This is a genomic window from Caballeronia sp. HLA56, from assembly GCF_054655155.1.
In genome coordinates, this window is sequence record NZ_BAAHOB010000005.1 from 1,367,004 (window position 1) to 1,388,419 (window position 21,416).

The following is a 21,416-nucleotide window of genomic DNA, read 5'->3' on the forward strand; positions in this document are numbered from 1 at the left end:
GGTGTCAGAGATGGGGAGCATCATGGGGTCGGTTCCGGTGCAATCGAATAACAGTTCGCGCGGTGAGCGCCTTTCCGCGTTCGTGGACGGCGAGTCGCTCGACGAACTCGGAAATATCAGCCAGTTTCTTGCTGAACTCAATAACCGTGACCGCGCGTCATGGTCGGACTATCACCTGATCGGCGACGCGCTGCGTTCCGACGATCTGGCAGAAAGCCCGGCGAAGAGCAGCGCGTTCATGACAGCGTTTGCAGCGCGTTTCGAGGCCGAGGCGCATGTGCTGGCGCCAGCTGCGGTGGCACAGACACAGAAGGCGCGTGGCGGCATGTTGCGCCGTCGTGTCGTGCCGGCTTTCGCCGTTGCCGCGGCGGCTGCCACGCTCACGTGGATCGTCGTGCCGCAGTTGCAGGGCGTCGACAGCCGTCTGGGCGCGCCAGTGGCAAGCACGCAGGGCGACTCGGTTCAGCGCGTCGCCATGGCGTCCGTGCCGGCGGTCAGCACGCGCGCGCCGGTGGTGGAGGCGAACATCATCCGCGACGCGAGCCTCGATCAATACCTCGAAGCGCATCAACAGTTCTCTCAGCAGCCGGCCATGCCCGGCTCCATGCCTTTGATTCGCGCGGCGGTGACGACGCAGGGCCAATAACCTGATGGCGAGTGTGCGGTTGAATAAAACTAGATATTGGGGGCGGCTGCCGGCGTTGATGCTTTGCGCAGCCGCGTTGTTCGCGGCGGCATCGAGCAGTTTCGCTCAGGGGGACAACCCCGCCGCCCAGCGCAAGACAGCCGCCACTCTGCTCAACCGCATTCACGAAGCGGCCCAGCAGCAGAATTACGAGGGTACTTTCGTTTATCAGCGCGGTGCGACGGTGCAGTCGTCGCGCATCACGCATGTCGCCACGCGCGGCGACGGCGAATACGAATCGCTCGAAAGTCTCGACGGCGCCCCGCGCCGCATGCTTCGTCACGACGACGACATGTACACGTTCGTCCCGGAGCGCCATCTGCTCGTGGTCGAACATCGGCAGAGCAAGGATTCTTTTCCCGCTTTGTTATCGACGAGCGGCGATCAGGTTCTGTCCGTCTACGAACCGAAGCTCTTGGGCAGCGACCGCGTGGCGGGGCTCGAAAGCCAAGTGCTCGAACTCGATCCAAAAGATTCTTACCGGTTCGCGTACAAGCTTTGGGCAGATGCCAAGACTGGTTTGCTGTTGCGCGCCCAGACGCTCGATCCGGACGGCCAGGTGCTGGAACAGCTTTCGTTCTCTCAGGTGCGTATAGGCGGGGCGATCGACAAGGCGTCGATTGCAAGCGGCATGCGCAGCACGGCGGGCTGGACCACGGTGCGGCCTCCCGTGCAGCCGGTGGATATCGAAGCGCAAGGCTGGCAACTCACGCCGAATATCGCGGGCTTTCGCAAGATTCGCGAGTTGCGCCGTCCGATGGCGTCGAGCCAGCCAGGCCAGCCGGCCATCCCGGTCGATCAGGCCGTGTTCTCCGACGGCCTCGCCGCCATCTCGGTTTTTATCGAACCGGTGGAGAAAAGCGCGCGCAAGGAAGGCGCCGGTAATAGCGGCGCGACTCATGTGCTCGTCAAGCGCCGCGGCGATTTCTGGATTACCTTGCTGGGTGAGGTGCCGCAATCCACGTTGCAGCAATTTGCTTCTGCCATAGAATACAAGCCTTCCAAGTAATCCCTCGGCCTTAGACATATGAGCAACTACTCGCTGCGCAAGTTCTTCGCGGCCGCGGCGCTCGCCGTGTGCCTGCCGTTCCTCTCGCAGACAGCAGCGGCAGTGCCAACGGTGAATCTGCCCGACTTCACCACGCTGGTCGACAAGGTGGGGCCTTCGGTCGTCAATATCCGCACGACGTCGCGTGTCGGGTCGAGCAGCGACCTGCGCGGTTTGCCGCCTGGCCTCGATGAAGGCGACATGTCCGAATTCTTCCGGCGCTTTTTCGGTATCCCGATGCCCGGTCAGCCCGGCTCGCCGCGCGGAAACGGCGGCGGCGGCGGCGGCCAGGGTGGCGGCGGACAAGGCGGTGGCGGCAGCGGCGGCGATCAGGGCAAGGGCGGCAGCCGCACCCCCGACGACAGCCAGGACAACTCGGAACAAAGCAGCGGCGTAGGCTCGGGTTTCATCCTGTCCACGGACGGCTATGTGATGACCAATGCCCACGTCGTGGACGACGCGGACACCATCTACGTCACGCTCACCGACAAGCGCGAGTTCAAGGCGCGTCTCGTGGGCGTGGACGAGCGCACGGATGTGGCCGTCGTGAAGATCAGCGCGGCGAATCTGCCGGCGATCACCATCGGCGACTCGAACAAGGTGCGCGTAGGCGAATGGGTACTCGCCATCGGCTCGCCGTTCGGCCTCGACAACACGGTGACGGCGGGCATCGTCAGTGCGAAGGGTCGCGACACCGGCGACTATCTGCCGTTCATCCAGACCGATGTGGCGGTCAATCCGGGCAACTCGGGCGGTCCGCTCATCAACATGGCGGGCGAGGTGATCGGCATCAATTCGCAGATCTACAGCCGCACCGGCGGCTTCATGGGCATCTCGTTCGCCATTCCGATCGACGAAGCCATCCGCGTCGCGGACCAGTTGAAGACGACGGGCAAGGTCACGCGCGGACGTATCGCGGTGGCGATCGGCGAAGTGACGAAGGACGTCGCCGACTCGCTCGGTCTGCCGAAGGCGCAGGGTGCGCTCGTGTCGAGCGTGGAATCGGGCGGTCCCGCGGACAAGGCGGGCGTGCAGCCGGGCGACATCATTCTCAAGTTCAATGGCGTGAACGTGGAGACGGCCACCGATCTGCCGCGCATGGTCGGCGACACGAAGCCGGGCGCCAAGGCCACCATCACGGTCTGGCGCAAGGGCCAGTCGCGCGATTTGCCTATTACGATTGCCGAGATGCAGCCGGACAAGGTTGCGAAGACCGAGCAGAAGAAGCCGACGCAGCCGAAGGAACGCGCCAGCAATTCCCTGGGACTCGCGGTCAGCGACCTCACGGCTGATCAGAAGAAGTCGCTCAAGCTGACGAACGGCGTGCAGGTCGATGCAGTGGAAGGTCCGGCCGCGCGCGCGGGCTTCCAGAAGGGCGACATCATCCTGCGCGTCGGCGATACCGACATCACGAGCTCCAAGCAGTTCGAGGCCGTGGCGCAGAATCTCGACGCCAGCAAGATGATCGCGGTGCTCGTGCGGCGCGGCGACAACACACAGTTCGTGCCGTTGCGCCCGCGCGTGCCGGCGCAAAAGTAATCGACATGAGCCAGTCACCGGGCGGGCCATTTATCCTGTATGGTCGCGCCTGGTGTCATCTCTGCGAGGACATGCGCGCCGAGCTCGAACCCATCGCAGAGCAGTTTGGCCGAGCAATTCTTTGGATCGATATCGACGAAGATCCGGCGCTCGAAGCGCGTTACGACGAGCGCGTGCCGGTGCTGATGCTGGCAGGCGTCGAACTATGCCAGTATCGGCTCGACGCAAACGCGGTCAGGGCGGCGCTCGATCAGGGCTAAAGGCGAAAAGCGCCGGCCCATCCCTATTTCGGCTAAAATGCTGAAGTTTTCCCCAAATTTTCAAGGCGTGCTCCGCGTTATTCGAGGGCGCGCCTTTTTCGCTTGATCGGCACTGAATGAATCATATTCGTAACTTTTCGATCATTGCGCACATCGATCACGGCAAGTCCACGCTCGCTGACCGCATCATCCAGTTGTGCGGCGGTCTGTCTGACCGGGAGATGGAAGCGCAGGTGCTCGATTCAATGGACCTGGAACGCGAGCGTGGCATTACCATCAAGGCGCAGACGGCCGCGCTGACCTACAAGGCGCGCGACGGTAAGGTCTACAACCTCAACCTGATCGATACCCCCGGACACGTCGACTTCTCCTATGAAGTCAGCCGCTCGCTTTCCGCATGCGAAGGCGCGCTCCTCGTCGTCGATGCCAGCCAGGGCGTCGAGGCGCAGACAGTCGCGAACTGCTACACCGCCATCGAGCTCGGCGTCGAAGTCGTGCCGGTGCTGAACAAGATCGACTTGCCGGCCGCCAACCCCGAGAACGCAATCACCGAGATCGAAGACGTGATCGGTATCGACGCGACGGACGCCGTGCATTGCAGCGCGAAGACCGGTCTGGGCGTGGAAGACGTGCTCGAATCGCTCATTCTCAAAGTGCCGCCGCCGAAGGGCGACACGGAAGCGCCGTTGCAGGCGCTCATCATCGACTCGTGGTTCGACAATTACGTCGGCGTGGTCATGCTGGTGCGTATCGTCAACGGCACGCTGCGTCCGCGAGACAAGATCAAGATGATGGCGACCGGCGCGCAGTATCCGGTCGAGCATCTCGGCGTGTTCGCGCCGAAGTCGACCAACCTCTCGCAGTTGTCGGCGGGGCAGGTGGGCTTCGTCATCGCGGGCATCAAGGAACTGACGGCGGCGAAAGTGGGCGATACCGTCACGCTCACCAACCGTCCCGCCGCCGAGCCGCTACCGGGCTTCAAGGAAGTGAAGCCGCAGGTGTTCGCGGGTCTCTATCCGGTCGAAGCGAACCAGTACGACGCGCTGCGCGAATCGCTCGAAAAGCTGAAGCTGAACGACGCGTCGTTGCAGTACGAGCCGGAAGTCTCGCAAGCGCTGGGCTTCGGTTTTCGTTGCGGCTTTCTCGGCCTTCTGCACATGGAAATCGTGCAGGAGCGGCTCGAGCGCGAATTCGACATGGACCTCATCACCACCGCGCCCACGGTGATCTATCAGGTCCTGCAACGCGACGGCACCACCATCTCGGTCGAGAATCCGGCCAAGATGCCTGAGCCGCCGAAGATCGAGGAAGTGCGCGAGCCTATCGTCACCGTGAACCTCTATATGCCGCAGGAATATGTCGGCTCGGTCATCACGCTCTGTACGAACAAGCGCGGCCAGCAAACCAACATGCAGTATCACGGCCGGCAGGTGCAGCTCACCTATGAAATTCCCATGGCCGAAATCGTGCTCGACTTTTTCGACCGGCTGAAGTCCACTTCGCGCGGCTATGCGTCAATGGATTACGAGTTCAAGGAATATCGCGCGGCGGATGTCGTGAAGGTCGACATGCTCATCAACGGCGACAAGGTCGATGCGCTCTCGGTCATCGTGCATCGTTCGCAAAGCCAGCATCGCGGGCGCGAAGTGGCGTCGAAGATGCGCGAACTCATCCCACGCCAGATGTACGACGTGGCAATTCAAGCGACCATCGGCTCGAATATCATCGCGCGCGAGAACATCAAGGCCTTGCGCAAGAACGTGCTCGCCAAGTGTTACGGCGGCGACATTTCACGTAAGAAGAAGCTGCTTGAAAAGCAGAAGGCGGGCAAGAAGCGCATGAAGCAGGTCGGCTCGGTCGAGATCCCGCAGGAGGCTTTCCTCGCAATCCTGCGTGTGGACGACTAAGTCCCGCCTGGTGCGCCTGAACGCCAATAACAAGAACTGAAGATAACAACCGGAAGCGATTGAATGAATTTCGCACTGATTCTCCTGATTCTCGTCGTGTTGACGGGCATTGCATGGGTGCTGGACAAGCTGGTGTTCCAGCCGCAGCGCCGCCGTTCGGCGGATGCCGCGGTCGCCGAGTTCGACCGTCAACAGGAACGCGTGGGCGAGCGTTTCGCCGATGAAAATGCCGCGCAGACGCGCGCCCGTCTGCATGACGACAAGCTGCGTCAGCCGTGGTGGCTCGAATACACGGCGAGCTTTTTCCCCGTGATCCTCGCGGTGTTCGTGGTGCGCTCGTTCGTCGTCGAGCCGTTCAAGATTCCGTCGGGCTCCATGGTGCCAACCTTGCTCGTCGGCGACTTCATCCTCGTGAACAAGTACGAATACGGCCTGCGTCTGCCGATCAGCAATACCAAGCTGACCAGCGGCAAGCCGCTATCGCGCGGCGATGTGGTCGTGTTCCGCTATCCGAAGGACGAGTCGGTCGACTACATCAAGCGCGTGATCGGCCTGCCGGGCGACACCATCGCGTATGAAGACAAGAAGCTCACGATCAACGGCAAACCGGTGCCCGAAACGCCGCTGCCCGATTACTTCGACGAAGAGCGGGTTGGTTACGCGAAGCAGTTCGTCGAAGACCTCGACGGCCGCAAGAACGCCATCCTGAACAATCCGCAAGTGCCGCCGTTCGTCATGGGCGCAGACGATTACCCGTTTCGCGACAACTGCAACTACAACGCGCAAGGCGTGACGTGCAAGGTGCCGCCGAGCCATTACTTCATGATGGGCGACAACCGCGACAACAGTGCCGACAGCCGCTACTGGGGCTTCGTGCCGGACGCGAATATCGTCGGTCGCGCGTTTTTCATCTGGATGAACTTCAGCAATCTGAAGCGTATCGGTTCGTTCGATTGATCGGGCGCGAGTTCGCGCGTAACGCGCCCCGACAATGCTTCGAAACGGCGTGAAGAAGCGCGGCTAACACCGTCTCGCCACGTGTTTTCCTGGCCCGCCGGGCGGAATCGACCGTCCGCGCGGGCGCGTTATACTCTGTCCATGCCCTCTTCTCCGTTGGAAAGCCGGTTGCGGTACGAATTTCGCAATGCGGAATTGCTGCGCCAGGCGATGACACACCGTAGTCACAGCGCCACGCACAATGAACGGCTCGAATTTCTCGGCGATTCCGTTCTAAATTGCGTGGTGGCCGCGCTTTTGTTCCAGCGATTCGGCAAGCTCGACGAAGGCGATCTTTCGCGCGTGCGAGCGAATCTCGTCAAACAGCAGTCGTTGTATGAAATCGCGCAGGCGCTGAACGTGTCCGAATGTCTTCGTCTCGGCGAAGGCGAATTGCGCAGCGGCGGTTTTCGCCGGCCGTCGATTCTCGCGGATACGCTCGAAGCCATCTTCGGGGCGATCTTCCTCGACGGCGGTTTCGACGCCGCGTACACCGTCATCAAGCGGCTTTATACGGCGGTGCTGGATCACATCGATCCGCGCACCATCGGCAAGGACGCAAAAACGCTGCTGCAGGAATATCTTCAGGGCCACAAGATCGCGCTGCCGACTTACACCGTCGTCGCCACGCACGGCGCGGCCCACAATCAGCAATTCGAAGTGGAATGCTCGGTGCCGAAACTGGACGTGAAAGTGTCCGGTTCGGGCGCGAGCCGTCGTGCGGCGGAGCAGGCCGCGGCGAAGAAAGCGCTCGACGACGTCATGGCCGCCGCTCCGACGCTCGCCGTCAAGCCCAAACGCAAGGGCGCGCGGGCCGCGAAGCTGGCGGAAGCCGAAGTCGTTCCGGGCGTGACAGGCGTGCAGGCTGCGCTCGATCTGCGCTCGCCGGACCGGCGCGAGCGGGATCGCGACCGAGTACATCACGGCTCGCATGCACACGCTGAAGACAAGCCGTCCACCGCGCCACTCGCCGTGATCCGCGCAACGCATGTCGAGCCATCGGCGGCGTCGTTCGCAGCGTCGGACAAGCCGGAGCGCGTGGTGATCCATCGGCCGGAACGTTCGAGCAAGAGCGAAGCGCCGCCGGTTGCCGAGGGCAGTCACGCGGTCACGAGCGAGGCAGATTCGCCCGCGGACAAAGGCAGCAACGAAAGCCGTAGCAGCGCGAGCCCGGAAGCGCCCGCGCCCCGCGTCGTGCGCGCCGCCGACGCCGGTCACTAAAGCGCATCACCAGGCGCCACGCGCATCTGCGCATAACGAACACATCTTATGAACGCTCCCACATCTTCCGGTTTCCGCTGCGGCATGGTCGCGATCGTCGGCCGCCCCAACGTCGGCAAATCCACGCTGATGAACGCGCTCGTCGGCCAGAAGGTGAGCATCACCTCGCGCAAGGCGCAGACGACGCGGCACCGAATCACCGGCATTCACACGCTCGACGACGCGCAGTATATTTTCGTCGATACCCCCGGCTTCCAGACGCGCCATAGCGGCGCGCTCAACCGCTCGCTGAATCGCGCGGTGACGTCCACGCTTTCCTCGGTCGATGCCATTCTCTTCGTGATCGAGGCAGGCCGCTTCGGTCCGGACGACCAGCGCGTGCTCGACCTGATCCCGACCGGCACGCCCACCATTCTGATTGCGAACAAGCTCGACCGCGTGGGCGACAAGGCGTCGTTGTTCCCGTTCATGCAGCAGATGTCCGCGCTGCGCGACTTCCGCGAGATCGTGCCGTTGTCGGCGAAGAATACCGACGACATCACGCGACTCATGGCGGTCATCAAGCCGTATCTGCCTGAAGGCGAGCCTATCTACGGCGAAGACGATCTGACGGATCGCAGCGAGCGCTTTCTTGCGGCCGAAATTCTGCGCGAGAAAGTGTTCCGCTGGACCGGCGACGAGTTGCCCTACACGAGCACGGTGCTCATCGACAAGTTCGAGACGGAAGGGCGCCTGCGCCGTATCTTCGCGACCATTCTCGTCGATCGCGACGGCCACAAGGCAATGATCATCGGCCAGAAGGGCGCGAAGCTCAAAACGATCAGCACCGAGGCGCGGCTCGACATGGAAAAGCTCTTCGACGGACCCGTGTATCTGGAAACCTTCGTCAAGGTCAAGAGCGGCTGGGCCGACAACGAAGCGGGCCTGCGCGCTTACGGCTACGAATGACCTTTTGCGAATGATCCATGGACGACGGCACGAACGACGCCCGGATATCCGCGCCCGCCGATGATCCCGCCAGGGACGAGTTCGAGGCGATCGAGCGTCCCGCGCGCGCGAGCCGATCCGAAGCAAGCAGCCGTCCGGCAAGCGAGGATGATTTCGACGCAACCGAACGCCCGACGCGCGCCGCGCCCAAACGCAAACGCGCGCCCGCTTCTTCTTCGTCTAACTCCTCGCAAGACAAGCCGTCGCCGCGTCCGCGTTCCGACTTTCGCGTCAGTGAGCAGCCGGGCTTCGTGCTGCATAGCTATCCGTATCGCGAGACCAGTCTCATCATCGATGTCTTCTCGCGCGATCATGGCCGTATTGCGCTGGTCGCGAAGGGCGCAAAGCGTCCGCATTCCGCGCTGCGCGGTGTGCTGCAAACCTTCCAGCCGCTTGGTCTTTCATGGACGGGCAAGGGCGAAGTCCGCACGCTGACCACGGCGGAATGGGTCGGCGGCATGCTGCCCCTGACCGGCGACGCGCTTCTCTGCGGTTTCTACGTCAACGAGTTGCTGGTCAAATTTTGCGCGCGTGAAGACGCGCATCCGGCGCTTTTCAATCATTACGTGCTCACGCTTTCGCGCCTCGCGCACGACGAACCCGCCGTGCAGGTGCTGCGTTCCTTCGAGCGCGTCTTGCTCAAGGAAACCGGCTACGCCATGGCGCTCACGCGCACCGTGACGCGTCAGAGCGTCGTGCCCGAAGGCCGCTATATGTTCGATCCCGAGCGTGGCGTACGCGAAGCCTCCGACGACTTGCCCGCGCAATGGCCGGTCATCTTCGGTCAGACACTCATCGACATGGAGCGCGACGATTACACCAGCGCGCAAACCGCCGCGCAAAGCAAGACGCTGATGCGCTTTTTGCTCAACGTCTATCTGGGCGGCACGCCGCTCGCCACTCGTCAGATCCTGTTAGACCTGCAAAATCTATGAGCTTCTTTCTCACATCGCCTGCCAGTGTGATCGACCTCGGCGTGAACATCGATCACGTGGCCACGCTGCGCCAGGCGCGCGGCACGACTTATCCCGATCCTATCCGCGCCGCGCTCGCCGCCGAAGAAGCGGGCGCGGACGGCATTACGCTGCACCTGCGCGAAGATCGCCGTCATATCGTCGATGCCGACGTGCGCACGCTACGACCGCTGCTCGGAACGCGCATGAATCTCGAATGCGCCGTGACGCGCGAGATGCTCGACATCGCGTGCGAGATCAAGCCGCAAGACGTCTGCCTCGTGCCAGAAAAGCGTTCGGAACTGACGACCGAAGGCGGTCTCGATGTCGCCGGCCAGTTCGAAGCCGTGAAGGCCGCGTGCAGGCAGTTGGCCGATGCGGGCATCCGCGTATCGCTATTCATCGATCCTGACGAGACGCAGATTCGCGCGGCCAAGGAAGCGCTCGCGCCAGTCATCGAACTGCATACGGGCAGCTATGCCGAAGCGCACGATGAAGCCGCACAGCGCCGCGAATTCGAGCGCGTCGCGACGAGCGTCGATTTCGGCAACTCGCTCGGGCTCAAGGTGAACGCGGGCCACGGTCTGCATTACACCAACGTCCAGCCAATCGCCGCGCTCGATGGCATCGTCGAATTGAACATCGGCCACGCGATCGTCGCGCACGCGATCTTCGCGGGCTGGGACAACGCGGTGCGCGAGATGAAAGCGATCATGGTCGCATCGCGCCTCGCCGCGCAGACGAAGCGCTGAGCACATCATGGCGATCTACGGAATCGGCACGGACATCGTGCAGGTGAGCCGCGTGGCGGCGGTGATGGAGCGCACCAAGGGGCGCTTTGCCGAAAAAGTGCTCGGGCCGGACGAGTTGCGCATCTATCATGCGCGGCGCGCGCGGTCCGAAGTGCGCGGCCTCGCGTTTCTCGCGACGCGCTTTTCCGCCAAGGAAGCATTCTCGAAGGCGATCGGCCTCGGCATGCGCTGGCCGATGACCTGGCGCGCGCTTCAGACGCTCAACGAGGCGAGCGGCAAACCGGTCGTCAAGGCATCGGGCGAACTGGCCACATGGCTTGCCGAGCGCAATATCACGGCGCAGGTGACGGTCAGCGACGAGCGCGATTACGCGGTGTCGTTCGTCATCGCCGAAACGCCGGATGCGTGATAGCGCGGGGACATGCGCGCTTCAGGGCAGGGCATCACTCCAACAACGACGGTAACGATCCAATTGACTTCGATGAAACGCACTCCCGGCCCAGTCATGCTCGATGTCGAGGGCACGACGCTAAACGACGCGGATATCGAGCGCATCTCGAATCCGATGACGGGCGGCATCATTCTCTTCGCGCGGCACTTCAAGGATCGCGCGCAACTCGTCGCATTGACCGATGCGATTCGCGCGGTACGCGAAGACATTCTTATCGCAGTCGATCACGAAGGCGGACGCGTGCAGCGCTTTCGCACCGATGGCTTCACGGTGCTGCCCGCGCCTGGCAAGCTCGGCGCGCTGTGGGACAAGGACGTGCTCGCGGCCACCAAGGTGGCGACGGCGTTCGGTTACGTGCTCGCTTCGGAATTGCGCGCGTGCGGCATCGACATGAGTTTTACGCCGGTGCTCGACCTGAACTACGGTCAGTCGCAGGTCATTGGCGACCGTGCGTTGCATGGCGATCCGCGTGTGGTGACGCTGCTTGCCAAGAGCCTGAATCATGGGCTCGCGCTTGCCGGCATGGCCAATTGCGGCAAGCACTTTCCGGGACACGGGTTCGCCTCGGCGGATTCTCACGTCGCGTTGCCCACGGACGATCGCTCGCTCGAAGAGATCCTTGCCGCCGATATCCGTCCTTACGACTGGCTCGGCTTGTCGCTGGCGTCTGTCATTCCGGCGCACGTGATCTACACGCAAGTCGACGACAAACCCGCGGGCTTCTCGCGTATCTGGCTGCAGGACATTTTGCGCGGCAAGCTGGGCTTCAATGGCGCGATCTTCAGCGACGATCTTTCGATGGAAGCCGCGCGCGCGGGCGGCACGCTCACCGAAGCGGCGAGCGCCGCGCTCACCGCGGGCTGCGACATGGTGCTCATCTGCAATCAGCCAAAAGAGGCGGGCAAGGTGCTGAACCAGTTGCGCTATACGCCTACGAAGGCATCCGAGCAGCGTCTCAAGCAGATGCGTCCGCGTGGCAAGGCGCCGCGCTGGAGCAAGTTGCAGGGGCAGGCGGAATATCTGGCGGCTCGGGAGTTGGTGAAGAGCGCGTTGGGTTGAGGTGATCGGCAAAAGCAAGATGAACGTCCGCCACGGCGGAGCGCCAAGCAAAAGGCCACGGCACATACCGTGGCCTTTTGCTTGTGTGATTGGAGCGGCCCGGCGGCGCCGACCATTAGGACGATTCCAGTTTCATCCTTTGCAACTTGTTGTAAAGCGTCTTCGGGCTGATGCCAAGCAGCGTCGCTGCCCGATGCCGCGTGCCACCAACCGCTTCGAGCGTCGCGCGAATCAGCATGTCTTCGACATCGGCGAGCGCGGTGCCAACCGTGACCTGCACGCTGCTGCCGTTCAGACCGCGACCGCTGCCGCCTTGTTCGTCGGCGCGCAAGGTTTCGATCGTTTCGCCCGACGCGTGATATGCCCGGCGCACGCGTTCGCGCAACTCGCGCACGTTGCCCGGCCATTCGTTCGCGATACATTCCCGCAGGAACGCAGGGCTGATGCGTTTAGGCGACCCGCTCGTGATGCCCGCGATATGGTTCTCGCGATTCAGCTCATCGACGAATTGCTCGGCGACCAGCGCGATGTCGTCGTCGCGCTCGCGCAGCGGCGGCAGATTGATCGACGAACCCGCAAGACGCTGGAACAGATCTTCGCGCAACGCGCCGTTTGCAACGGCATCGCGGATCGGCGTGCGCGACGCCGCGATCAAGCGGAAGTCCGTCATGATGCGGTTGCTGCCGCCCACGCGCATGAAGGTCTGCGAGTCGAGCGCGCGTAACAGCGCTTCTTGTTGGGCGGCGGGAAGGGAATCGATCTGATCGAGGAACAGCGTGCCGCCACCCGATTGCTCGAGCAGCCCCGGCTCGCGATTCTCCGCGCCCGCGAACGCGTTGCGCTCGTGGCCGAACAGCACGCTTTCCATCGAACGATGCGCGCCATCGCGCGCCGCCGAGCAATCGAACGTGACGAACGGCCCCTTGCGACGGCGGCTCAGTTCGTGAATCGTGCGCGCCGCGATCTTCTTGCCCGTGCCCGCTTCGCCGCAAATCAGCACGGCGGCTTCGGTTGGCGCGGTATGTTCGATGAGATCGTAGACATGCTGCATGGCCGCGCTGCGCCCGAGCATCTCGCCGAAGTGGCCGAGTTCGCGCAGTGTCGAACGCAGGGCCTGCACTTCCTCGGTCAGCTCGTATGGACGCGGAATGCGCGCGAGAAGGCTGCGCAAGCGTGGAATGTTGACCGGCTTGAGCAGATAGTCCCAGATGCCGTGGCGCAGGCCTTCGATCGCGCTTTCGACGGTTGCGTTGCCGGTCATCACGATCACGGGCAGCGCGCCGTCGGGCGCATGAGAAGGCAGGCTTGGCAGCAGGTCGAGACCGCTTCCGTCCGGCAGATTCAAGTCGATGAGCACGACATCGGGAATGGAACGCGACAAGGCAGCGCGCGCTTCTGCAAGCGTCGTCGCGGTGTCGACGGTGAAGTCGTCGGCCGTCAGGATCGCGGACAGGCCGGACAAGCTATTGGGATCGTCTTCGACAATCAGTGCGTGTGGCATGGCGGACACAACGTATTAAATGGACTGTGATTCGCCGTCGCCGCAAGCATGGCCTTCGAAGCGATGCGAGGGCTCCGGCACGTCATGGGCGGGATATGCGCGCCCTTTTCCGGCGTGCTGCGTACAGGTCCCGCTGCGTTTGTTCGTCCTGCGCTTTCTTCTTGGTTCTCGTTATTGCGACTGTTGCGGCTATTGCGACTGTTGCGTCTTGACGCGCAGATCGTTATTGACGGATTGCACGCCCGACACGCTGCGGGTGATCGAGATTGCCTTCTGGATCTGATCCTCCGAATTGACATACCCGGACAACAGCACGACGCCGCGATACGTCGCCACGCTTACCACGAGCGATCTGAACCCCGGCTCCGCGATCAATGCGGCCTTCACGCGAGCCGTCACCGAAGCGTCGGATGCATAGTCGCCTGCCGCTTCGCGCGACGGTGTCGACTGGCAACCCGCCGTGAGTGCGAAAACGGGCAGCGCGAGCATCGCGGCGAGCAGCAGATGACTGCCGATGATGGGCTTTTTACGCATGTCGTTATTGTTAAGTCCGTATTAAGCGGACGGAGCAGAAAGCGTGCCACCACGTAAGTTTTGGACTACATCCTTACGAATCAAGCGCCGATGAGCCTCTGCGGCCGGTCGCTAATCGCTTAATTAGGTCGCGACCGGTAAAGTTTGCCTGAATTTGTCAAAAACTTCACGCAAAAGAAAAAAGCGCCCGCGAAGGGGCGCTTTCTTGTGCGGTGTAAAACGACGCTTAAAACGTCATTGCCGCGAGCAGTTCCGGGCGTGGCTTACGCGCGGCTGCGATATTCGTTGGTGCGGGTGTCGATTTCGATCTTGTCGCCGATGTTGCAGAAGAGCGGCACTTGCAGTTCGAATCCGGTGTTGAGCTTGGCGGTCTTGAGAACCTTGCCCGACGACGTGTCGCCCTTGACGGCCGGTTCCGTGTAGATGATTTCACGAACCAGCGTGGTCGGCAGTTCAACCGAGATGGCCTTCTCGTTGTAGAACACGACTTCGCAAGTCATGCCGTCTTCGAGGTAGTTGAGCGCGTCGCCCATCATTTCGGCTTCGACTTCGAACTGGTTGTAGTCGGCGTCCATGAAAACGTACATGGGATCAGCGAAGTACGAGTACGTCACTTCCTTGCGATCCAGCACGACGACGTCGAACTTGTCGTCCGCCTTGTAGACGGTTTCCATGCCTGCGGCCGTCAGCAGGTTCTTGAACTTCATCTTGACGACCGCGGAGTTACGGCCCGATTTGTTGTACTCGGCGCGTTGAACGACCATGGCATCGCTGCCGATCATGACGACGTTGCCGACGCGGAGTTCTTGTGCGGTCTTCATAAAAACTAGTCCTGTACGAATGTTTGGCTTGAATTGCTGCGGAATGAATAAATCGGCAGCGGTGTCTTTGTGTTGCGTCGCGTGTTCGACCGTAAGGTCCGAACGCGGGCCACCGCGCGAGAATTCTGTGCTACGAGGTTCCGGCTTTTTTTCTGATCGGCGTTCAGGGCTTCGGTTCCCGAACCCAAGCGTAAGGCGTAGGGTGCGAAATCTTTTGGCTGAACAATGCCGTCCCTCGGATAACCGCTTATTTTAACTGAGTTTTTGCCGCTTTGGCCACTGGATTGGAGGCAGCGCGACGCCTTCGGTAGACGTTATTTCGCCATCCGCTCAGTGGCGTGCGCGACGAGATTGCTGGCGAGATCGCCGACTTGAGCGAGTTCTGCCGCCCATTGCCGCGCGCGCGCCTCGAATTCGCGCCGATGCGCCCAGAAGTCCGCCCAGTCCACCGTGCCAACGCCGTTCCAGGCATGCCAGAAGCGATGCGCCGCGCCGCGCGCGTCGGCGCAAAGCTGCCGCGTGTAATGGTCGAGCGCCGCGTCGAGTTTGGGCAGATGGGCGTCGTCGGATTGCGGATAGATGTGCCATACGAAAGGCTTTTGGGCCCATTGCGCGCGCACGAACGAGTCTTCGCCGCGCACGAAGTTGATGTCGGCGGCCCATAAAAGCTCGTCGAAGCGTGGTTGTTCGACGAAGCCAAGCGCGTGTGCTTCCAGCGCGCCCGCCCGCGCCGATGCGCCCGCCGCAAAGCCCGTCAGTCCAAAAAAACGCGCAAGCGCGCCGGAGATGCGGCCCTCGGGCACGAGCAAGGTGACGGGCGCGTCGCCGTCGCGCCATTGAGCGAGGAGGGTATCGACGGCGGGATTTTCGTAGGCGAAGAGCGAGACGACCGTCCGATCGGGCGCGGGCTTTTCGATGCCCACGCGCTCGCGCCACCAGGCGGACGCGTCGAAACGCTGGCGCGCTTGGTCCAGATCGCGTTCCTTGATGACGCCGCCGGTTCCCGCGCCGAGTCCGGGAAAGAAGAAGCTCTTGTCGAGCGGATAGCGCGGATGAGGCGACGGCCGCGTATGGAAGTCCGCGACCCAGTCTTCGCCGCTCAGGTATTCGAGGTTGATCCACACGGGCTTGCGCGCGCGACGCGCCATCGCGGCGATATACGCGTGCGGGATTTCGCAGGCGAACGCTTCGATCACGACATCGGCGATCTGAAGCGTATCGCCCGCGTGCGCCGGCTCGCGCCAGTGTTCGACGACGACGCCCGCCGCTTCCTGCCGCGCGAGCGCGACATCGATTTCCGGGCACAGTGCGTGGAAAACCTTGAGATCATCGACCAGCAGCCGCACACGCCAGCCGTGCTCGCGGCGCAACTGGCGCGCGAGCCGCCAGCACACGCCGACGTCGCCGAAATTGTCGACGACCGCGCAGAAGATGTCGCAAGCGAGCTGGCTGTGGGGCTCGTGGCCGGCTTGCTGCCGATGATGTGTCGTTGACATGGGCGTCGAAGGCGGCCGGGCGGGACGGCGGCGTAATGTTCTAAACTGGCGATTCTAAGATACCGGTCGCGCCCGGACGTAAAGCGTCCTCGCGCCGTGCCGATGCCTCCTCGCGCTCCACGCTTACTCGCTGCATGACTGACAACGACGCTCCCGCACCGGATTTCGACCCGAAGAAAACGCTCAGGCAATTGCCGAATCTGCCGGGCGTCTACCGCTATTACGACGGCGACGGCAAGGTGCTCTACGTCGGCAAGGCGCGCAATCTGAAGAAGCGCGTGTCGAGCTACTTCACGAAGACGCTGCACTCGCCGCGCATCGCGATGATGGTGACGCGCATCCGCAAGATCGAGACGACCGTGACGCGCTCGGAAGCGGAAGCGTTGCTGCTCGAAAACAATCTGATCAAGGCGCTGGCGCCGCGCTACAACATTCTTTTTCGCGACGACAAGTCCTATCCGTTCCTCAAGCTGACCGGGCACAAGTTTCCGCGCATGGCGTACTACCGCGGCTCGGTTGACAAGAAGAACCAGTATTTCGGGCCGTTCCCGAGCGCGTGGGCCGTGCGCGAGAGTATCCAGATTCTGCAGCGCGTCTTCCAGCTGCGCACGTGCGAAGACTCGGTGTTCAGCAATCGCACGCGGCCGTGTCTGTTGCATCAGATCGGGCGCTGCACGGCGCCGTGCACGGGACTCATCAACGAAGAGGACTACGCGCGCGATGTATCCAACGCGTCGCGTTTTTTGCTTGGCCGGCAGGGCGAAGTGATGAAGGAACTCGAGCAGAAGATGCACGCCTTCGCCGCCGATCTGCGCTTCGAGCAGGCGGCGGCCGTGCGCAATCAGATGAGTTCGCTGTCGACGGTGCTGCATCAGCAGGCGATCGAAGTCGGCGGCGAGAGCGACGTCGATATCCTCGCGGTCGTGGCGCTCGGCGGCAAGGTGTGCGTGAATCTGGCGATGGTGCGCGGCGGCCGGCATCTCGGCGACAAGGCGTATTTTCCGGCGCATGTCGAAAGCGCGATCGCGCTGGGCGATGAGGATGCGCTTGGGGATGACCTGGAAGAGCAGGCGCCGGACGCGGTCGGAGCGACGGAAGCATTGAGCGAATCGGGTGCCGCTCGTATGAGTGTCGCGGTGCTTGCGGGTGTCGCCGGAGCGGACGATGCAATGGACGGCGGCGGTGCGCTCGAAGCCGACGACGCGCGCACAGCCGACAACATGACGCCCGCCGCCGATGCAACCGAGACCAACGACGAAACGCAAGCCAACGACGCACTCGATGCCAACGAAGAGCTCGACTCGGAAGACGCCATCGAAGCCACCGAAACATCCCGCGAAGGCGCCCTCGAAGCCGAAGTGCTCGAAGCGTTCATGGCACAGCACTACATCGGCAATCGCATCCCGCCGGTGCTGGTCGTGAGCCACGCGCCCGCGAGCCGCGAGCTCATCGATCTGCTCAACGAACAGGCGGGACACAAGGTCACGCTACTGCGTCAGCCGCAAGGTCAGAAACGCGTGTGGCTCTCCATGGCCGAGCAAAACGCGAAGCTCGCGCTCGCGCGTCTGCTATCGGAACAAGGCTCGCAGCAAGCGCGCACGCGCTCGCTCGCCGAGACGCTCAGCCTCGACATGGAAGACCTGGCGCAACTGCGCATCGAGTGCTTCGACATCAGTCACACCATGGGCGAGGCGACGCAGGCATCGTGCGTGGTGTATCACCATCACAAGATGCAGTCGGGCGAGTATCGGCGCTACAACATCACCGGCATCACGCCCGGCGACGATTACGCCGCCATGCGTCAAGTGCTCACGCGCCGCTACGAGAAAATGGTCGCGCTTGCCGCCGCCAACGCCAGCGACGAAGCCGCGACGCTGCAAACCGAAGACGCCGCCGATCCCAACGTCACGCCGGATGCCGCATCGCCCGTATCCGCTGGCGGGACGCTGCCGAATATCGTGCTGATCGATGGCGGCAAGGGACAAGTCGAGATCGCGCGCCAGGTGTTTTCGGAGCTCGGGCTCGATCATGGCATGCTGGTGGGTGTCGCGAAGGGCGAAGGGCGCAAGGTCGGGCTCGAAACGCTGATCTTCGCCGATGGCCGTTCCGCGCTCGAACTCGGCAAGGAAAGCGCCGCGCTGATGCTCGTCGCGCAGATTCGCGACGAAGCGCATCGCTTTGCGATCACCGGCATGCGCGCCAAGCGCGCCAAGACGCGGCAAACGTCGCGCCTGGAAGAACTCGAAGGCGTCGGCGCAAAACGGCGTCAGCGGCTCTTGTCGCGTTTCGGCGGTTTGCGCGGCGTGCAGGCGGCGAGCGTGGAAGATCTGGCGAGCGTCGAAGGCATTTCGCTGGCACTCGCGCAGCAGATTTATCGACAGTTGCATTGAGCCGGACGCATGGCGCGGCGCGGCTCGCAATGGCCGCGCCGCGTGGCCCGCCGCCTTGTGAGCGACGGGTCGACGCGGCACAATGGCACCTCCCTTTCATGTGGCTCTCGCTCTCGTCCATGCCGTTCAACTTACCGATTTTCCTGACGTGGCTGCGAATCGTGCTGATTCCGCTCGTCGTGGGCGTGTTCTATTTGCCGGACATGATGTTGAGCCTCGAGCATCGCAATCTGCTCGCCATGGTCATCTTCGTTCTAGCCGCGCTCACCGACTGGTTCGACGGCTTTCTTGCGCGCAAGCTTAATCAGACGTCCGCGTTCGGCGCGTTTCTCGACCCGGTCGCGGACAAACTCATGGTGACGGCCGCTTTGCTCGTGCTCGTGCAGCTCATGCGCTTGAACGCGGTGATCGCGCTCGTGATCGTCGGGCGGGAGATCACGATCTCGGCGCTGCGCGAATGGATGGCGCAGATCGGCGCATCGAAGAGCGTCGCGGTGAATTCGCTGGGCAAGTTCAAGACCGTATGTCAGATGGTCGCCATTCCTATGCTGCTGTTTTATGGGCAGTTGCGCATCCCCGGCGTGCAATGGGTGATCGATACGCGCGTGTGGGGCTTGTGGCTCATCGATGTCGCCGCGTTCCTCACCGTTTGGTCGATGCTGTACTACATGAAACTCGCGTGGCCGCAGATTCGTGAGCGGGGCGGCATGCTGTGAGTCGAGCCGTCCTTGGAGCCGTTCCTCAGTTTGCTAAAAATTGCGTCGAAACACGAAAAGGGCGCGCAAAAACAGTTGACACCTTTTCTTCGCTTCTACATAATCTCGTTTCTGTCGAACACGCAGCGCCAGCAGCAAGGAAGTAAAGAGCTGAAGGCACCGCGAAGACGACAGAAAGCATCAGCAACGCGGGAGTAGCTCAGTTGGTAGAGCGCAACCTTGCCAAGGTTGAGGTCGCGAGTTCGAGCCTCGTCTCCCGCTCCAGATTCAAGTTTTCGTGGCATGCAGCGCAGCGGTATCAAGCGAAGCGGCAACGAAAGCAGCAGCAAGCAAGTGTAAGCAGTAACGCAGCACGGAAAGATCAATGCGGGAGTAGCTCAGTTGGTAGAGCGCAACCTTGCCAAGGTTGAGGTCGCGAGTTCGAGCCTCGTCTCCCGCTCCAATCAAAGGGGAAGCAACGCTTCCCTTTTTGTTTGGTGGACTTGCCGGCGTTTCGGCCGAGACCACCACACCGCTTATGGCGCGATAGCAAAGCGGTTATGCAGCGGCCTGCAAAGCCGTTTAGACCGGTTCGACTCCGGTTCGCGCCTCCAAAAAAAAGCCCTGATTCGTCAGGGCTTTTTCTTTTTACAACGTCGGATCTTCGGCGCTTCTGCCGATTCTCGATTGCTGCAAGGAAGCTCCCGATACGCCGCGTGGCGCCGGCGCGGCATAATTGCGGCACTTTCCATTGGCGCGGCATCCGCCGCGCCGCATGCCAAATCCATGACCGACAGACTCTCCAACATTCAGTGGCGCTGGAAGCGCTTCGACGATCTCACGACGACCGAGGTCTACGACATGCTCGCGGCACGCAGCGCGGTCTTCGTCGTCGAGCAAAACTGCGTTTATGGCGATATCGACGGCTACGATGTCGATGCCTGGCATTTGCTCGCCTACGGCGAAGACGAGCAACTCGCAGGCTATCTACGTGTGTTGCTGCCAGGGTTCCCGAAAGAAAGCGAAACCGATGTCCGCATTGGCCGCGTGCTGACGACCGTCAAATTTCGCGGCTTCAAACTCGGTAACGCGATGCTCGAACGCGCGCTCGATCACATCATCGCGCAATGGCCGGATCAGCCGATCAGTCTGCACGCGCAAGCCCACCTGCAGAAGTTTTATGGCGCGTTCGGTTTCGTCGCGTCGTCGGGCGTACATGACGAAGACGGCATTCCGCACGTGTGGATGCGCCGTCCCGGCTTCGGCGCATAACGCCTGCGAGCGCGTTCCTACGTACTCTTCCCGTGGATCACGCGCTTGAGATCGGCTGCAATGGCGTCGATGGAATCGCGGTCGGTGGCGAGCAGGCGCGCGTGACCATCGCGATCGAAGATGTACACGGCCGAGCTGTGCGTGACCTCGTAAGCGCCGCTCGGATCGCGCTTCTCCATCTGATACGCCACGCGGTACCGCTGCGCGATGGCTTCGATTTGCCGATCCGAGCCCGTCATGCCCACGGCGTGTTTGCCGTCGAAAGCGCGCACGTAAGTCCGCAGCAACGCGGGCGTGTCGCGCGCGGGATCGACCGAAACGAACACGATGCGCGTCTGGTCCGCGTCAGGCCCCACGCGCGCCAGAACCTGCATGAGACGCGCCATGGTTTCCGGGCACACATCCGGACAATGCGTATAGCCGAAATAGACGAGCGTCGCGCGGCCTTTCAACGATTGGCCCGACACATGCGCGCCGCTGTCATCGACGAGTGAAAAATCGAGATCGGGCAGATGGCCGGAAACATCGGTCAGATGCCACGGCTCGGCGGGACGTGAACAGGCAGCGAGCGCGGTGAGCAGAATAGATACAAGCAGGCGGCGGAAGGGTGCGGGCATCGAAAGGTTGCTTTGGACTGTAACGGCTGTATCAAGCCCGCAAAATACACGCCTTTTCATCGGCGTGAGGCGCATGATTTAGCTTTAAGCACATTTTTGAGACAATTTGCCACGCGCGCCTGCTCTTCCGTAAGCAAGACGCCATGCGATCGTCAATCCGCTCCTTTCCAGACGGAAAGCCTGCGGCAGTAACATGCGATACGCACGCGCCCATCACAGGCAAACCACAGGT

Annotated in this window: 20 protein-coding genes and 3 tRNA genes; 18 read left to right on the plus strand and 5 right to left on the minus strand. The window is 62.2% G+C overall.

Annotation, left to right across the window (positions count from 1 at the left end):
* Positions 1-22 precede the first annotated feature (22 nt).
* The 12 genes from ACYQ47_RS25980 to nagZ all read left to right on the plus strand — a co-directional run bounded on the left by ACYQ47_RS25980 (position 23) and on the right by nagZ (position 11,858).
* A complete protein-coding gene (locus tag ACYQ47_RS25980) occupies positions 23-646 on the plus strand; it encodes a sigma-E factor negative regulatory protein (RefSeq protein WP_250492615.1) in 624 nt (207 codons plus the stop codon).
* 4 nt (positions 647-650) lie between these two features.
* On the plus strand, positions 651-1,694 hold the full coding sequence (locus ACYQ47_RS25985; protein WP_459907604.1) for a MucB/RseB C-terminal domain-containing protein: 1,044 nt from the start codon (positions 651-653) through the stop codon (positions 1,692-1,694).
* Positions 1,695-1,712: 18 nt separating this feature from the next.
* Positions 1,713-3,272, plus strand: a complete 1,560-nt coding sequence (locus ACYQ47_RS25990) for a DegQ family serine endoprotease (RefSeq protein ID WP_459907606.1) — start codon at positions 1,713-1,715, stop codon at positions 3,270-3,272.
* Positions 3,273-3,277: 5 nt separating this feature from the next.
* Positions 3,278-3,532, plus strand: a complete 255-nt coding sequence (locus ACYQ47_RS25995; RefSeq protein WP_244825806.1) for a glutaredoxin family protein — start codon at positions 3,278-3,280, stop codon at positions 3,530-3,532.
* A 116-nt stretch (positions 3,533-3,648) separates the two neighbouring features.
* A complete protein-coding gene (gene lepA, locus ACYQ47_RS26000; RefSeq protein WP_244825804.1) occupies positions 3,649-5,439 on the plus strand; it encodes a translation elongation factor 4 in 1,791 nt (596 codons plus the stop codon).
* Between the two features lie 63 nt (positions 5,440-5,502).
* The gene (gene lepB / locus ACYQ47_RS26005; protein WP_310396358.1) at positions 5,503-6,396 is read left to right on the plus strand and encodes a signal peptidase I; all 894 of its coding nucleotides are present in this window, start codon (positions 5,503-5,505) and stop codon (positions 6,394-6,396) included.
* A 141-nt stretch (positions 6,397-6,537) separates the two neighbouring features.
* A complete protein-coding gene (gene rnc, locus ACYQ47_RS26010; RefSeq protein WP_459907609.1) occupies positions 6,538-7,656 on the plus strand; it encodes a ribonuclease III in 1,119 nt (372 codons plus the stop codon).
* 48 nt (positions 7,657-7,704) lie between these two features.
* On the plus strand, positions 7,705-8,604 hold the full coding sequence (gene era / locus ACYQ47_RS26015) for a GTPase Era (RefSeq protein ID WP_244825801.1): 900 nt from the start codon (positions 7,705-7,707) through the stop codon (positions 8,602-8,604).
* Positions 8,605-8,621: 17 nt separating this feature from the next.
* A complete protein-coding gene (gene recO, locus ACYQ47_RS26020) occupies positions 8,622-9,578 on the plus strand; it encodes a DNA repair protein RecO (protein ID WP_459907612.1) in 957 nt (318 codons plus the stop codon).
* Positions 9,575-10,348, plus strand: a complete 774-nt coding sequence (gene pdxJ / locus ACYQ47_RS26025) for a pyridoxine 5'-phosphate synthase (RefSeq protein WP_250465259.1) — start codon at positions 9,575-9,577, stop codon at positions 10,346-10,348. The genes recO and pdxJ overlap by 4 nt, the downstream gene beginning before the upstream one ends.
* A gap of 7 nt (positions 10,349-10,355) precedes the next feature.
* Positions 10,356-10,757 carry a holo-ACP synthase gene (acpS, locus tag ACYQ47_RS26030; RefSeq protein WP_250465258.1) on the plus strand — a complete coding sequence of 134 codons (402 nt, stop codon included), beginning with the start codon at positions 10,356-10,358 and terminating at the stop codon, positions 10,755-10,757.
* A gap of 72 nt (positions 10,758-10,829) precedes the next feature.
* Complete coding sequence (gene nagZ / locus ACYQ47_RS26035; RefSeq protein ID WP_250526060.1) at positions 10,830-11,858, plus strand: beta-N-acetylhexosaminidase; 1,029 nt, start codon at positions 10,830-10,832, stop codon at positions 11,856-11,858.
* Between the two features lie 115 nt (positions 11,859-11,973).
* Here nagZ and ACYQ47_RS26040 read toward each other — a convergent pair whose 3' ends face one another.
* From ACYQ47_RS26040 to earP, 4 genes are all read right to left on the minus strand, one after another.
* The gene (locus ACYQ47_RS26040; protein WP_244825790.1) at positions 11,974-13,359 is read right to left on the minus strand and encodes a sigma-54-dependent transcriptional regulator; all 1,386 of its coding nucleotides are present in this window, start codon (positions 13,357-13,359) and stop codon (positions 11,974-11,976) included.
* Positions 13,360-13,548: 189 nt separating this feature from the next.
* Complete coding sequence (locus ACYQ47_RS26045) at positions 13,549-13,893, minus strand: BON domain-containing protein (RefSeq protein WP_250465256.1); 345 nt, start codon at positions 13,891-13,893, stop codon at positions 13,549-13,551.
* Between the two features lie 263 nt (positions 13,894-14,156).
* A complete protein-coding gene (gene efp / locus ACYQ47_RS26050; protein ID WP_086966248.1) occupies positions 14,157-14,714 on the minus strand; it encodes an elongation factor P in 558 nt (185 codons plus the stop codon).
* 314 nt (positions 14,715-15,028) lie between these two features.
* Positions 15,029-16,210: an elongation factor P maturation arginine rhamnosyltransferase EarP gene (earP, locus tag ACYQ47_RS26055; RefSeq protein ID WP_459907617.1), complete on the minus strand. Its 1,182-nt coding sequence runs from the start codon at positions 16,208-16,210 to the stop codon at positions 15,029-15,031.
* Between the two features lie 134 nt (positions 16,211-16,344).
* On the opposite strand from earP, the gene uvrC reads away from it, so the two are divergent.
* From uvrC to ACYQ47_RS26085, 6 genes are all read left to right on the plus strand, one after another.
* A complete protein-coding gene (uvrC, locus tag ACYQ47_RS26060) occupies positions 16,345-18,600 on the plus strand; it encodes an excinuclease ABC subunit UvrC (protein WP_459907619.1) in 2,256 nt (751 codons plus the stop codon).
* Between the two features lie 119 nt (positions 18,601-18,719).
* Complete coding sequence (gene pgsA, locus ACYQ47_RS26065) at positions 18,720-19,316, plus strand: CDP-diacylglycerol--glycerol-3-phosphate 3-phosphatidyltransferase (protein WP_244828086.1); 597 nt, start codon at positions 18,720-18,722, stop codon at positions 19,314-19,316.
* A 188-nt stretch (positions 19,317-19,504) separates the two neighbouring features.
* A tRNA-Gly gene (locus ACYQ47_RS26070) sits at positions 19,505-19,580 on the plus strand.
* Between the two features lie 102 nt (positions 19,581-19,682).
* Positions 19,683-19,758 (plus strand) — tRNA-Gly (locus ACYQ47_RS26075).
* Between the two features lie 77 nt (positions 19,759-19,835).
* Positions 19,836-19,909, plus strand: a tRNA-Cys gene (locus ACYQ47_RS26080).
* Positions 19,910-20,081: 172 nt separating this feature from the next.
* Positions 20,082-20,567: a GNAT family N-acetyltransferase gene (locus tag ACYQ47_RS26085; protein ID WP_459907621.1), complete on the plus strand. Its 486-nt coding sequence runs from the start codon at positions 20,082-20,084 to the stop codon at positions 20,565-20,567.
* 17 nt (positions 20,568-20,584) lie between these two features.
* Here ACYQ47_RS26085 and ACYQ47_RS26090 read toward each other — a convergent pair whose 3' ends face one another.
* A complete protein-coding gene (locus tag ACYQ47_RS26090; protein ID WP_459907623.1) occupies positions 20,585-21,184 on the minus strand; it encodes an SCO family protein in 600 nt (199 codons plus the stop codon).
* Between the last annotated feature and the right edge of the window lie 232 nt (positions 21,185-21,416).